The sequence below is a fragment of the Serratia sp. 14-2641 genome (genome assembly GCF_001692375.1).
Taxonomy (GTDB): Bacteria; Pseudomonadota; Gammaproteobacteria; order Enterobacterales; family Enterobacteriaceae; genus Chania; species Chania fonticola_C.
Genome location: NZ_LXKR01000035.1, coordinates 14,755 through 29,510, shown reverse-complemented (window position 1 = coordinate 29,510; position 14,756 = coordinate 14,755). Strand labels below are relative to the sequence as shown.

Below are 14,756 nucleotides of genomic sequence, written 5' to 3'. Positions count from 1 at the left end.
CTGCGGTCAGGCACAAGAGTTAGGTTTTAGAGCATTCAATCCCTTCTCCCTGTGGGAGAGGGTTAGGGTGAGGGGCGTCATTGATTAATCTAGGAGTGCAGGTTTTTGCGGGTCAGGCGTTCATTAACGATTAAGCAGATGGCGGCAGTGTCTGGTGTGGCACTGGTGACGATCTGTATCTTCATCGTGATCCAGCTATTCCACTTTGTGCAGCAGCGCAGAGATGACTATGCCCAGCAGTTGGAGAATGTGGCCCAGGCCGTGCGTCAGCCTCTGGCAGAAGCCGTGCTGCGCATGGATGTGCCGGAAACCAAACGCGTGCTCAACTCTCTGCAGCCGGTGGGGATCCTCACCCGAGCGGATATTGTCCTGCCTAACGAGTTTCAGGCACTGCATGCCAATTTCCCGCCGGAACGCCCGGTCCCTGCGCTAGTGGCGCGAATCTTTGAGCTGCCGGTACAGATTTCGGTGCCGCTCTATTCGCTTGAGCGGGTGCCTGCCAATCCTCAGCCGCTGGCCTATCTGGTGTTACAGGCCGATTCGTACCGCATGTATCAGTTTATCCTCAGCACGCTATCGACCATGCTGTCGACCTATCTGCTGTTGGCGCTGATCCTGTCGATCGCCGTTAGCTGGTGCATGAACCGGCTGCTGGTTTATCCATTGCGAGCCATGGCGCGTGAACTGGAAAATGTCCCTCAGGAAGATCTCCCTTACCACCAACTGATGTTGCCTGCTCAACATCAGGACGATGAATTAGGCTTGCTGGTGCGCAATTACAACCGCAACCAGCAAACGCTGGCCAAGGCGCATACCGCCATGAGCCGCCTGAGTACCCATAACTCGATGACCGAATTACCCAATCCGGTGCTGTTTGCCGCGCTGCTTGAACAGCATATTGCTGCCAGTATGCGGCCACCGCGCTTTAATCTGTTGGTAGTGGGGATCGAAACCCTGCATGAAGCCTCCGGCGCGCTGAACCCATCCATGCGTGAAGCGCTGTTGCTGACGCTGGCGAAAAAGCTGCGTCAGGTTATCGGTGTGGACTGCGTGCTGGCACAGCTGAGCAATGCCGAGTTTGCCATCCTGGCGAAAAATATTGAGCAGCCCATTCACGCCATGCAGTTGGCCAGAAGAGTGATGGCAGCCATCAATGCGCCACTGAACCTGCAACAGAAAATGCCGCTGCGGCCAAGCGCCAGTATCGGCATTGCCCATTATCCCAATTCTGGGGAAAGCGCGGAGCAACTGCTGCGCAGTGCCACCTCGGCCATGATGTCGGCACATCGTGAGGGTAAAAATCAGATCCTGTTCTTCGAGCCTTGCCTGACCGAAAAAACCCAAAAGCGTCTGACGCAGGAAAGCGAGATCCTGCTGGCCATTGAGCAACGTCAGTTTGCGCTGTTCCTGCAACCGCAGTGGGATATGCAAACCAATCAGGTGACTGGTGCGGAAGCCCTGTTACGTTGGCAACTGCCCGACGGGCAGATTATTCTCCCGGCGGATGTGATCCCGCTGGCGGAGGAGTTGGACGTGATCGTGCCCTTGGGTAACTGGGTGCTGGAAGAGTCATGCCGTATTCTGGCCGCGTGGCAATCCCAGGGCATCACGTTGCCGTTGGCGGTAAATATTTCGCCGATCCAACTGCAGCATAAAGACTTTGTGCCTCAGTTGAAACGGCTGCTGGACGAGCACCAGATCGACCCTCATAAGCTGCTGCTGGAAATCACCGAGACGGTGCGTATCCACGACCTTGATGGGGCGCTGGAACTGCTACGGGAATTACATGATTTAGGCGTGTCGATCGCCTTGGATGACTTTGGCATGGGCTATGCCAGCTTGAATTACCTCAATCGTCTGAAATCCCTGCCAATTGATCTGATTAAAATCGACAAAAGCTTTATTGACGGCCTGCCGGAGGACGATGCGATGGTGCGGATCATCAGCTCGATTTCCGAGGTGCTCCATCTGCCGGTAATGGCGGAAGGGGTGGAAACCGCGGCGCAGCGAGACTGGCTGTTACAGCACGGCATTCGCACTGGCCAGGGCTTCCTGTTTGCCAAGCCCTTGCCCCGCAAGGAGTTTGAAGCGCAGTTTGCCTCCGTTGCCAAAGCGTGACCTGGTTGACCTGACGCTGAGTTTTTATCCTCCCTCCTGGTACTTTTCAGGCGGGAGCGGCCGCTTTATTTCCCCAGTCAAAAACTAGTTTCTACTGCTACCTATTCTGAGTTAATGCAAAGAAAAGCGTCCGTAACGCTGGAACTTGTACACTGACTGACGCGTTTCAGCTCTTAAATTCACACCAATAGGCCTGGATCCCTCCAACAAGTTATTTCCATGTTGTTATGGGGGTGTTATTTTCCGCGCAAGCGATAAACAGGACGGACGAGTGATTGCCCGCCTGCCGCGTTGTCTCCCCCCAAAGGATGTGCTAATGAAAACAACTATATTTAAGAGCCTCTATTTTCAGGTGTTAACAGCGATTACGCTGGGGATCCTGCTTGGCCATTTCTACCCTGAACTCGGTGCCCAGATGAAACCCCTGGGCGATGGATTTGTTAAATTAATCAAAATGATTATCGCTCCGGTGATCTTCTGTACCGTGGTGACCGGCATTGCGGGCATGGAGAGCATGAAGGCCGTGGGCCGTACCGGGGCGATTGCCCTGCTGTACTTTGAAATCGTCAGCACCATTGCGTTGCTGATCGGCCTGGTAATCGTTAACGTGGTGCAACCCGGTGCCGGGATGAACGTTGATGCAGGAACGTTGGATGCCAAAGCGGTAGCAGTCTATGCCGAGCAGGCTTCGCAGCAGGGCATTGTGCCTTTCCTGTTGGATATTATCCCGGGTAGCGTGGTAGGTGCCTTTGCCAGCGGCAACATCTTGCAGGTGCTGCTGTTTGCGGTGCTGTTCGGTTTTGCTCTGCATCGCCTGGGTGAGAAAGGCCAGGTGATCTTTAACGTTATCGACAGCTTCTCCCGCGTCATTTTCGGCATCATCAATATGATCATGCGCCTGGCGCCGCTGGGGGCCTTTGGTGCCATGGCGTTCACTATCGGTAAATACGGTGTGGGCACCCTGTTGCAACTGGGCCAGCTGATTGTCTGCTTCTATGTCACCTGTGTGCTGTTTGTGGTGGTGGTGCTGGGCTCGATTGCCCGTTACAACGGCTTCAATATCTTCAAATTTATTCGCTATATCAAAGAAGAACTGCTGATCGTACTGGGTACCTCGTCTTCCGAATCGGTGCTGCCACGCATGCTCGATAAAATGGAAAATCTGGGGTGCAAGAAATCGGTGGTAGGCCTGGTGATCCCGACAGGCTACTCGTTCAACCTAGACGGCACTTCGATCTATCTGACGATGGCGGCGGTGTTTATCGCCCAGGCTACCAACACCCATATGGACATCATGCATCAGGTGACCTTGTTGGTGGTGTTGCTGCTCTCCTCGAAAGGGGCTGCAGGGGTTACAGGCAGTGGCTTTATCGTACTGGCAGCGACCATTTCGGCAGTAGGGCATTTACCGCTGGCCGGTCTGGCGCTGATCCTCGGTATCGACCGCTTTATGTCTGAAGCCCGCGCCTTGACCAACCTGGTCGGTAACGGTGTGGCGACGGTAGTGGTGGCCAAATGGTGTAACCAACTGGATGAGAAGCAGCTGCAAGACGTGCTGAATAACAGAACAGATAAGGTTGCGACCAACAAAAAGCTGCCTTCTGCCTAAGTTTATTCCTATCTTCAACATCGGCTGCCATGGCAGCCGATGTCATTTCCCCTTGCTTCTTGTTCATTTTTTCTCCATAACACCCTACAGCTATTATTTTTCACTGTGATGAGTGACATCCGCCAAGGCGCGCGGTCTAACAGAATGGTACACTTTGCGCTTTCCGCCCTACGGTGAAACTCAGGGTGTGATCGTTGCTGTGCCACGCACAGTTCAGGCCGTACTCGTCAACATCGCGGCGAGACGATGCCTTATATTCCAATGAACGGAATATCCGTATTTGCATAAAAAATTGGCTAGTCATTAAGTAGGGGTTCACATGCAGGGCACCAGAATTCGTCTTTTAGTGGGTGGGCTGCTGTTGGTTGCGGCCAACGGCAGCGTGCACGCTGAAGCGCTACAACCTGATCCTGCCTGGCAGCAGGGGCAGCTGAGTAACGGTTTTTCTTGGCAGATCCTTGATACACCACAGCGCCCGAGCGATCGCGTTGAATTAAGGCTGATGGTCAATACCGGATCGCTGGTGGAGTCTGCCCAGCAGATCGGTTTTGCCCATCTGCTGCCGCGTATTGCGATTACGCGCAGCGAGAGTTTTACCCAGCCGCAGCTACAGTCGCTGTGGCAACAGAGCGTGGACAGTGAACGGCCATTGCCGCCAGCCATCAGCTCTTATGATTTCACCATCTACAATCTGAGCCTGCCCAATAACCGTCCCGATCTGTTGAAAGAGGCGCTGGCCTGGCTGGCGGATACCACGGGTAAGCTGGCTATTGATGAGCCAACGGTAGAAGCGGTGATGAATGCCAATATGGATCCTATCGGTATCTTCCCGCCGGATCCTAAAGACAGCTGGTGGCGTTATCGCCTGAAAGGCTCAACGTTGCTCGCACACGATCCGGGCCAACCGGTCAAGCGGCCGGTCAATATCGAGCAACTGCAGAAATTTTACCAGCAGTGGTATACCCCGGACGTTATGACGTTGTATGTCGTAGGTAAAGTTGATAGCCGTAGCCTGAGTGAGCAGATCAACAAGGCGTTCTCGCCTCTCCAAGGCAAGCGCGAAGCGCCGGCAACCATGCCAACTCTGACCCCACTGCCACCGCAGCCTGTCAGCCTGATCAGCGATCAGGTTAAGCAGGATACGCTGTCGATCATGTGGGATACGCCATGGCATCCGATTCGCGATTCGCAAAGCCTGAGCCGTTACTGGCGCAGTGATATGGCCCGTGAAGCCCTGTTCTGGCATATTCAGCAGGTACTGCAAAAGAGCGAGCAGAAAAACATCAAGCTGGGCTTTGACTGCCGGGTGCAGTATCAACGCGCCCAGTGTGCAATCCATCTGAATTCACCGAATGATAATCTGAACAGTGGCCTGGCGTTTATTGCCCGCGAATTGGCTAATGTGCGTAACAACGGCCTGTCTCAGGATGAGTTCAATGCCTTGCTGGCACAGAAAACCGATCAGTTGAGCAAACTGTTTGCCACCTATGCCCGCACCGACACCGACGTGCTGATGAGCCAGCGTCTGCGTTCACAGCAAAGTGGCGTGGTGGATATCGCTCCGGAGCAATACCAGAAGCTGCGTCAGGCCTTCTTGTCGTCGCTGACGCTGGAATCGCTGAATCAGGAACTGAAGCTGCAACTGTCGCAGGATGCCACCTTGGTGCTGTTACAGCCGAAGGGGGAGCCGGAGATGAATATGAAGCAGCTACAGGAAACCTATAACGGCATCATGGCACCAGCACCGGCCGTGGTGAGCGAAGAGCCAAAACCGGCGGACGCGGCTACCGCAGCACCGGAAGCCAGCGCACAGTAATCATTGCCCCTCACCCCAACCCTCTCCCACAGGGAGAGGGAGCTGGTCCGGTGCTGTGGTCATGTACTGTGGTAGATCTGTTCCCTACGTAAAAGGGGCCAGACTTGGTGGTGAGGTGCCGTGATCGTTCTGTGCCCCACATAAAAGGGATCTGATTTGGTGCTGTGGTCAGGTAATTTTCTTTAGCTGATAGTTAGCTCGATCGGTCCCCTCTCCCTGTGGGAGAGGGTTAGGGTGAGGGGCCTAGTTGCGATACAGTACCTTGATGATGTGATAGCCGAACTGGGTTTTCACCGGGCCATAGGGCTTGAGCAACGGGATGCTGAACACCGCCTTATCGAAGGCAGCGACCATCGTCCCCTTGTTGAACTCACCCAGGGAGCCGCCGTTGCGTTTGGACGGGCAGCTCGAGTATTTGCGCGCCAGCGTATCAAAGCTGACGCCGCGCTTGAGTTTGGCCAGCAGCTCGTTGGCCAGTGTTTCGTTATCCACCAGAATGTGCAGGGCACTAGCGGTCTTTGCCATAATTTTTCCAATACCGTCATGCAGAATTTTTCGCCATTATACCTGTTTTACCCTATGAATTTCGAGTTGTAGCTAGGCGACAAGAGCGTAAATCCCCAGGAGCTTATTTTCGATAAGTGACTGGGGTTTGTGCTCGCGGGTAACAACGCTACAACTTGAAAGGCGACGGGTATAAATCTGAGTGGCGCTTTCTGCTACAATCCTTCTCCCCTGCACACCAATATTGAGCAATAAAGCGCCATGCGATTAAACCCCAGCCAACAACAAGCCGTCGAATTCGTTACCGGGCCTTGCCTGGTGCTGGCCGGTGCCGGTTCCGGCAAAACGCGTGTGATCACCAATAAAATCGCCCACCTGATCCACCAATGTGGCTATCAGGCCCGGCATATTGCCGCCGTAACCTTCACCAACAAAGCGGCGCGTGAGATGAAAGAGCGTGTGGCGCAAACCATGGGGCGCAAAGAGTCACGTGGCCTGATGATCTCCACCTTCCATACGCTGGGGCTGGAAGTGATCAAACGCGAATACGCCGCGTTGGGGATGAAGTCCAACTTCTCGCTGTTTGACGATCAAGACCAGCTGGCGTTGTTGAAGGAACTGACCGAGAAGTGGCTGGAAAACGACAAGACTCTGGTGGCACAGCTGATCTCGACCATTTCCAACTGGAAGAACGATCTGGTGGATCCACAACGGGCAATGGGGCTGGCGCGCTCTGAGCGGGACAAACTGTTCGCCCACTGCTACGGGCTGTATCACGACCACATGAGGGCCTGTAACGTCCTGGATTTTGACGATCTGATCCTGCTGCCCACCTTGTTGCTACAGCGTAATGAGGAGGTGCGTGAGCGCTGGCAGAACCGTATCCGCTACCTGTTGGTGGATGAATATCAGGACACCAACACCAGCCAGTACGAACTGGTGAAACTGCTGGTGGGTAACCGCGCACGCTTTACCGTAGTGGGGGATGACGATCAGTCGATCTACTCCTGGCGCGGTGCGCGTCCGCAGAACCTGGTACTGCTAAAGGAAGATTTCCCGGCGTTACAGGTGATCAAGCTGGAGCAGAACTACCGTTCCAGCGAACGTATTTTGAAGGCCGCCAATATCCTGATTGCCAACAACCCGCACGTCTTTGAAAAACGCCTGTTCTCCGAACTGGGCTACGGCGAAGAGTTGAAGGTGGTCACGGCCAACAATGAAGATCACGAGGCCGAGCGGGTGGTGGGGGAACTGATCGCCCATCACTTTGTGAAGAAAACCAACTACGGCGACTATGCGATCCTCTATCGCGGAAACCACCAGTCGCGGCTGTTTGAAAAAATGCTGATGCAGAACCGCATTCCGTACAAGATTTCTGGCGGCACGTCGTTCTTCTCGCGCCCGGAAATCAAGGATTTGCTGGCCTATCTGCGGGTTTTGACCAACCAGGATGACGACAGCGCCTTCCTGCGTATCGTCAATACGCCGAAGCGGGAAATCGGCCCGGCGACGCTGCAAAAATTGGGGGAGTGGGCCAATCAGCGTAACAAGAGCCTGTTCAGCGCCAGCTTCGATCTTGGCCTGGGCCAGTATCTGACCGGACGGGGGCTGGAGTCTTTACAGCGTTTCACCCACTGGATGGAAGGTATCATCCAGATGGTGGAGCGTGAACCGGTGGCAGCGGTGCGCGATCTGATCCGCGGCATCGACTATGAAAGCTGGCTGTTTGAAACCTCGCCCAGCCCGAAAGCGGCCGAAATGCGCATGAAAAACGTCAACACGCTGTTTGGCTGGATGACCGAGATGCTGGAAGGCAACGATCTGGACGAACCGATGACGCTGACCCAGGTGGTCACGCGCTTTACGTTGCGTGACATGATGGAGCGCGGCGAAAGTGATGAAGAGTTGGATCAGGTACAACTGATGACTCTGCATGCTTCCAAGGGGCTGGAGTTCCCCTATGTGTTCCTGGTGGGGATGGAAGAGGGGTTATTGCCGCATCAGAGCAGCATTGACGAGGATAATGTCGATGAAGAACGGCGTTTGGCCTATGTGGGGATCACTCGAGCCCAGAAAGAGCTGATTTTCACCCTGTGTCGCGAACGTCGCCAATACGGTGAGCTTGTGCGGCCGGAACCCAGCCGTTTCCTGTTGGAACTGCCGCAGGACGATCTGGCCTGGGAGTCGGAACGTAAGGTGGTCAGCCCGCAGGAGCGGATGGAGAAAGGTCAGAGCCATTTGGCCAGCGTGAAGGCGATGTTGGCCAAGGCCAAAGGCGGTAGCTGAGACTAGTTGCGAAGGCGTCTCAGACCGCTAACAAAAGCCTGCACTGGCTTCCTATATAGGGGCGCTGCATGTGCCCTTTTAAGACTGCTCTTCCAAAAACAGCGGCCAGTGGGCATAGCTCTGCCAGTGGCTTTCCTGATCCAACGCCTCTGCGCGCAGCGGATGTCGCTCTAACCAGCCGTGCGGCAAAATCACATGCAACTCTTCATCGTTTGCACGCAGGCGTACTGCGGGAAGGGTATCGTCACGGCGGCGGCTGGCAAAGATGATGGCCAGACGTAACAGACGACACATGCGCTGTGCCACGCGGGGCGGTACGGCGTTTTGTTGGCTCAGCAGCGCCAGATCGAGGGCATTGCTTTGGTTTTGCAGCAGGGTGGCTAACAGTTTTTTCTGTGCCGGGGTAAAGCCGGGTAAATCTAGATGACTGACCAGATAGGCGGCGTGTTGAGGAGCCTGTTTGAAATCGACGCTCAGGCCGATTTCGTGGATCAGGCAGGCCGCATGCAGTAGCTCACGACATCGCGTATCCAATTGCCATTCGTTGGTGGTCTGCAAACAGAAGTTCGCGGCCAACTGGCTGACGCGTTCGGCCTGCTCGATATCCAGCAGGTAACGGCGTTGCAGGTTGCGTAACGTGCGGCTGCGGATATCCTGCTCGACCGGCAGATGCAGCATGCCATACACCAGCCCTTCGCGCAGAGCGCCACCGGCCAGCGTCATGCTTTCGATGCCTAACTCCTGGAAAATGGCCAGCAGTATCGACAGGCCGCTTGGGAACACCAAGGCACGTTCCAGCGTCAGGCCTTCGATTTCCAGCTCTTCCAGCTTGCCACACTGAATGGCGCGTTGTTTCAACTGCCGCAGCTTGGGCAGGGTAATACGTTCGTCCATCCCCTGCGCCACCATGATTTCCTGTAGCGCTTGCACGGTACCGGAGGCGCCGACGCAAATCTGCCAGCCATGTTGACGAAGTTGTGGGGCGATCGGCCGCACCATTTCACGCGCGGCCTGTTCGGCGGCTTCGAAGTTATCCCGCTCCAGATTGCGATCGCTGAAGAAGCGTTCGAGCCAGGTGACACAGCCCATCGAAAGGCTGTACAGCTGCGCGGCCTGCGCCCCTGTACCTACGACCAACTCCGTGCTGCCACCCCCGATATCGACCACCAGACGCCGATCCGGGCCGCCTGTGGTGTGGGCAACGCCGTGGTAAATCAGGCGGGCTTCTTCTTCGCCGCTGATGACCTGAACGGGGCAGCCAAGGATAGTTTCGGCGGTTTGCAGGAATTCGGCCGCGTTATTGGCCAGGCGCAGCGTTGCGGTGGCGACGACCCGAATTTGATCGCGCGGGATATCCTGCAAGCGTTCTGAGAACAGCCGCAAACATTGCCAGCCACGCTGCATGGCTTCCTGTGACAGGTGATTGTGCTGATCCAGCCCGGCCGCCAGGCGCACTTTGCGCTTGATGCGAGCCAGCGTCTGGATACTGCCAGCCACCTCACGTACCACCAACATATGGAAACTGTTGGAACCCAGATCGATGGCGGCATAGAGGGTGCTGGAACCTGGCATAGTTGTCTATTAGCCTGAACGTTTACGGTTGTTACGTGGCGCACCGCCACGACGTGGCGCGGAAGAGTTACGGCGTGGGCCGTTGTTGCCACGTGGGCGCACCAGGCGCTTCGGTGCTGGCAGATCGCTCAGCAGCGCATCGCTGTTGTACTTGCTCACAGGAATGCTGTGGCCGGTATAAGTCTCGATGGCTGGCAGGTTAAGCGCGTACTCTTCACAGGCCAGGCTGATGGAGTGACCGCTTTCGCCCGCGCGGCCAGTACGGCCAATGCGGTGCACGTAGTCTTCGCAGTCGTCCGGCAGATCGTAGTTGAAGACGTGAGTCACCAACGGGATATGCAGGCCGCGTGCGGCGACATCGGTGGCGACCAGGATATCCAGGTTACCCTTGGTGAAGTCGTCCAGAATACGCAGGCGTTTTTTCTGCGCCACGTCGCCGGTCAGCAAGCCTACGCGGTGACCGTCCGCAGCCAGATGGCCCCAGATGTCCTCACAGCGGTGCTTGGTGTTGGCGAAGATGATGCAGCGATCCGGCCACTCTTCCTCGATCAGCGTCTGCAGCAGGCGCATTTTTTCTTCGTTGGAAGGGTAGAACAGCTCTTCCTGAATGCGGTGGCCAGTTTTCTGTTCCGGTTCAACTTCCACATATTCGGCATTGTTCATCTGCTCAAAGGCCAGTTCGCGTACGCGATAGGACAGGGTGGCAGAGAACAGCATGTTCAGGCGTTGATCGACCGCAGGCATGCGGCGGAACAGCCAGCGGATATCTTTGATAAAGCCCAGATCGTACATGCGGTCGGCTTCATCGAGCACCACAACCTGGATCGCACCCAGATCGATATAGTTTTGTTTGGCGTAGTCGATTAAACGGCCGGTGGTCCCCACCAGAATATCTACGCCGCTTTCCAGCACTTTCAGCTGTTTGTCATAGCCATCGCCGCCGTAGGCCAGGCCAAGCTTCAACCCGGTAGACTGCGACAGAGCTTCTGCATCGGAATGGATCTGCACCGCCAGTTCACGCGTAGGCGCCATGATCAAGGCGCGCGGCTGGTTGGTCTGGCGACCTTCTTTCGCCGGGTGGGACAGCAAATAGTGAAAAGTAGACGCTAAAAATGCCAGCGTCTTTCCGGTACCGGTTTGCGCCTGACCTGCAACGTCGCGCCCACTGAGGGTGAGCGGCAATGCTAACGCCTGGATGGGCGTGCAGTTGTGAAACCCTTTTTTCTCAAGGGCTTCAAGGACTAACGGGTGCAGGGCGAAGTCGGAAAACTTCTGTTCGGTCAAGTGTGTTTTGCTCATAGTGTGGTAGAATATCAGCTAACTATTGCTTTACGAAAGCATATCCGTTGAAATAAAAGCGGTGAAATAAAATCACCTGAGTTGGTTTGATGCTACACCAACAAGGTAGACCTAATCCTGTGGAGTAGAACATGAGCGATAAAATTATTCACCTGACTGACGACAGCTTCGATTCCGATGTGCTGAAAGCCGAAGGGCCAATCCTGGTCGATTTCTGGGCTGAATGGTGTGGTCCGTGCAAGATGATTGCTCCGATCCTCGACGAGATTGCCGAAGAGTTCGCCGGCAAGTTGACCATTACCAAACTGAACATCGATCAAAACCCGCTTACCGCGCCTAAATACGGCATCCGCGGTATCCCAACGCTGTTGTTGTTCAAGAACGGTGAAGTGGCAGCGACCAAGGTCGGCGCGCTGTCCAAGGGCCAGCTCAAAGAGTTCCTGGACGCGAATCTGTAATTAGGGCGGGAAGCCCCGTGACGGGCGTCTGGAGGGGGATTTTCATTCACCGCTAGACGCCTGCCAAGAAGCGTGTTAAGTTTAACCATACTGCATTCTGAACTTGCCATAAGTATTAAATCTAAAGAGTCTGAATCTAAGCATTACTCTACGTTGAACCATCGGCACTAGCATTTTACTGTGAACCGAGCCCGTGTTTTGACGATCAAGCGGTTTTACAAAAAAATCAGTTTTAAGGCACCTTCGATCTTAAACCGTCAGCGTGTGCGCCCCAGCTAAGCCATTTCTTACTGCGGCGGCCCAGCAGCCCGGCGATCGAACGTCCAGTAACAGGCACGCATACCCTATGAATTTCACGTTGTAGCTTGAAAGGTTATGGGTATAACACGCTGCCATACCATTCACGATACTAGTTCGAGACACACCCCGAGTTTAAGAACCCCCACTATGAATCTTACCGAATTAAAGAATACGCCGGTTTCTGAGCTGATTACTCTCGGCGAAAATATGGGGCTGGAAAACCTGGCCCGCCTGCGCAAACAGGACATTATCTTCTCTATACTCAAGCAACATGCGAAAAGCGGAGAAGATATCTTCGGTGATGGCGTGCTGGAGATATTGCAGGATGGATTTGGTTTCCTCCGTTCCGGAGACAGTTCCTACCTCGCAGGCCCCGACGATATCTACGTTTCTCCCAGCCAAATCCGCCGCTTCAACCTCCGCACAGGTGACACCATTTCCGGTAAGATTCGTCCGCCAAAAGAAGGCGAGCGCTATTTTGCCCTGTTGAAAGTTAACGAAGTCAACTACGACAAACCGGAAAACGCCCGTAACAAGATCCTGTTCGAAAACCTGACGCCGCTGCACGCCAACTCACGTTTGCGTATGGAGCGCGGCAACGGCTCTACCGAAGATCTGACGGCTCGCGTACTGGATCTGGCAGCGCCAATCGGTCGTGGCCAGCGTGGCCTGATTGTGGCACCGCCAAAAGCCGGTAAAACCATGCTGCTGCAAAACATTGCGCAGAGCATCGCATACAACCATCCAGACTGCGTGCTGATGGTGTTGCTGATCGACGAACGTCCGGAAGAAGTGACCGAGATGCAACGTCTGGTAAAAGGCGAAGTCATCGCTTCTACCTTTGACGAACCCGCATCCCGCCACGTACAGGTTGCCGAAATGGTGATCGAGAAGGCCAAGCGCCTGGTCGAACACAAAAAAGACGTGATCATCCTGCTGGACTCCATCACCCGTCTGGCGCGTGCCTACAACACCGTAGTACCTGCCTCAGGCAAAGTGCTGACCGGTGGTGTGGATGCCAACGCCCTGCATCGTCCGAAGCGTTTCTTCGGTGCGGCTCGTAACGTTGAGGAAGGCGGCAGCCTGACCATCATCGCTACCGCACTGGTCGATACCGGTTCGAAGATGGACGAAGTGATCTACGAAGAGTTTAAAGGTACGGGTAACATGGAACTGCATCTGGCGCGTAAAATCGCCGAGAAGCGCGTGTTCCCTGCTATCGATTACAACCGTTCCGGTACGCGTAAAGAAGAGTTGCTCACCACCTCTGAAGAACTGCAGAAGATGTGGATCCTGCGCAAGATCATTCACCCAATGGGCGAGATCGACGCGATGGAGTTCCTCATTAACAAGTTGGCGATGACCAAAACCAACGATGAATTCTTCGACATGATGAAACGCTCATAAATAAGTAAAATATTCGAGGAACGCCACGCCTAGTCGTGGCGTTTTTTGCTTTTGGCGGATACGATAAGTAACAGTAAAGGAAAGTAAGTTATTCTTGTGACTTATTGAGAACTTATCTTATTTGCGCCCGTTTTTGCGTTAATGCGTTGAAGCAAGACACGTTTTGGGCATTGATAAGTGTCTATGTCATAGGAAATGACTGAAAGGTCGCTTGGTCATGTGGCGCGGTTTTTTACCCATGTTAAGCTGCCTCATCTTCTTCAGAGATTTGTTAACCGTGAACTTACTCACCATGAGTACTGAAATTCTTTTTGTTTTTCTGTTTTCTCTGGCTTTTTTATTTGTTGCTCGCAAGGCAGCAAAACCTATTGGTTTGGTTGATAAGCCTAATTATCGCAAACGTCATCAGGGGCTGATCCCGCTGGTGGGTGGGATTTCTGTTTACGCTGGCATCTGCTTTGCCTTCCTGATCACCGACCAGACGATTGCGCATAGCAAACTCTATCTCACCTGCGCCGGTGTCCTGGTATTCGTCGGGGCGCTGGACGATCGCTTCGATATTAGCGTCAAGATCCGCGCCACCATTCAGGCACTGGTCGGTATCGCCATGATGGTGTTTGCTGGCCTTTATCTGCGCAGCCTCGGCTATGTGTTTGGTGGCTGGGAAATGCAGTTGGGGCCGTTTGGCTATTTGGTGACGCTGTTTGCCGTTTGGGCGGCGATTAACGCCTTTAACATGGTCGACGGTATCGACGGCCTGCTCGGCGGTCTCTCCTGCGTGTCGTTCGGCGCAATGGGGATCCTGCTGTATCAAGGCGGCCATAGCGAGCTTGCCTTCTGGTGTTTCGCCATGCTGGCGGCCATTGTTCCCTATATTCTGCTCAACCTCGGCATCCTTGGCCGTCGCTATAAGGTCTTTATGGGTGACGCCGGCAGTACGCTGATCGGTTTTACCGCCATCTGGCTGCTGGTGCAAAGCTCGCAAGGGCCAAACCATCCGATCAAACCGGTCACCGCGCTGTGGATTATCGCCATCCCGCTGATGGATATGATTGCCATCATGTATCGCCGTCTGCGTAAGGGCATGAGCCCGTTCTCGCCAGACCGTCAACACATCCACCATTTGATTATGCGAGCGGGCTTTACGCCTCGTCAGGCTTTTGTGCTCATCACCTTGGCCGCAGCGCTGTTGGCGGCGGTTGGTGTGATAGGCGAACGTCTGACTTTCATACCTGAATGGGTTATGTTGGCATTATTCTTGCTTGCATTCTTCTTGTATGGCTATTGCATTAAACGTGCATGGCGGGTTGCGCGCTATATCAAACGTCTCAAGCGCCGCCTGCGGAATGCAACGAACAATAAGCAAGTACCTTAACCTGAGGCTTTA

The 14,756-nt window shown here is 54.5% G+C and carries 10 protein-coding genes; 7 read left to right on the top strand and 3 right to left on the bottom strand.

The features are described 5' to 3' along the window. The first annotated feature begins 105 nt into the window (after positions 1-105). The 3 genes from hmsP (at position 106) to A6U95_RS13915 (ending at position 5,543) form a co-directional block, all read left to right on the top strand. On the top strand, positions 106-2,118 hold the full coding sequence (hmsP, locus tag A6U95_RS13925; protein ID WP_065684898.1) for a biofilm formation regulator HmsP: 2,013 nt from the start codon (positions 106-108) through the stop codon (positions 2,116-2,118). A 316-nt stretch (positions 2,119-2,434) separates the two neighbouring features. Continuing rightward, a complete protein-coding gene (locus A6U95_RS13920; protein WP_065684897.1) occupies positions 2,435-3,727 on the top strand; it encodes a dicarboxylate/amino acid:cation symporter in 1,293 nt (430 codons plus the stop codon). A 319-nt stretch (positions 3,728-4,046) separates the two neighbouring features. Then, positions 4,047-5,543: a pitrilysin family protein gene (locus A6U95_RS13915; protein ID WP_065684896.1), complete on the top strand. Its 1,497-nt coding sequence runs from the start codon at positions 4,047-4,049 to the stop codon at positions 5,541-5,543. A gap of 243 nt (positions 5,544-5,786) precedes the next feature. Here A6U95_RS13915 and ppiC read toward each other — a convergent pair whose 3' ends face one another. Then, a complete protein-coding gene (gene ppiC / locus A6U95_RS13910; RefSeq protein ID WP_021181563.1) occupies positions 5,787-6,068 on the bottom strand; it encodes a peptidylprolyl isomerase PpiC in 282 nt (93 codons plus the stop codon). A 240-nt stretch (positions 6,069-6,308) separates the two neighbouring features. Between ppiC and rep the strand changes: the two genes are divergently transcribed. After that, a complete protein-coding gene (gene rep / locus A6U95_RS13905; RefSeq protein WP_065684895.1) occupies positions 6,309-8,333 on the top strand; it encodes a DNA helicase Rep in 2,025 nt (674 codons plus the stop codon). A 78-nt stretch (positions 8,334-8,411) separates the two neighbouring features. Here the strand turns inward: rep and ppx are convergent, their stop codons facing one another. Together ppx and rhlB are read right to left on the bottom strand one after the other, a co-directional pair. Beyond that, entirely contained in the window at positions 8,412-9,905 is a 1,494-nt protein-coding gene (gene ppx / locus A6U95_RS13900) for an exopolyphosphatase (RefSeq protein ID WP_065684894.1), read from the bottom strand. Positions 9,906-9,914: 9 nt separating this feature from the next. Next, positions 9,915-11,204, bottom strand: coding sequence for an ATP-dependent RNA helicase RhlB (gene rhlB / locus A6U95_RS13895; RefSeq protein WP_024484189.1), 1,290 nt, complete (start codon positions 11,202-11,204; stop codon positions 9,915-9,917). Positions 11,205-11,335: 131 nt separating this feature from the next. Between rhlB and trxA the strand changes: the two genes are divergently transcribed. The 3 genes from trxA to wecA all read left to right on the top strand — a co-directional run bounded on the left by trxA (position 11,336) and on the right by wecA (position 14,744). Further along, positions 11,336-11,662 carry a thioredoxin TrxA gene (gene trxA / locus A6U95_RS13890; protein WP_021181559.1) on the top strand — a complete coding sequence of 109 codons (327 nt, stop codon included), beginning with the start codon at positions 11,336-11,338 and terminating at the stop codon, positions 11,660-11,662. A 447-nt stretch (positions 11,663-12,109) separates the two neighbouring features. After that, entirely contained in the window at positions 12,110-13,369 is a 1,260-nt protein-coding gene (gene rho / locus A6U95_RS13885; protein WP_021181558.1) for a transcription termination factor Rho, read from the top strand. A 277-nt stretch (positions 13,370-13,646) separates the two neighbouring features. Continuing rightward, positions 13,647-14,744, top strand: a complete 1,098-nt coding sequence (gene wecA, locus A6U95_RS13880; RefSeq protein ID WP_024484187.1) for a UDP-N-acetylglucosamine--undecaprenyl-phosphate N-acetylglucosaminephosphotransferase — start codon at positions 13,647-13,649, stop codon at positions 14,742-14,744. Positions 14,745-14,756 lie beyond the last annotated feature (12 nt).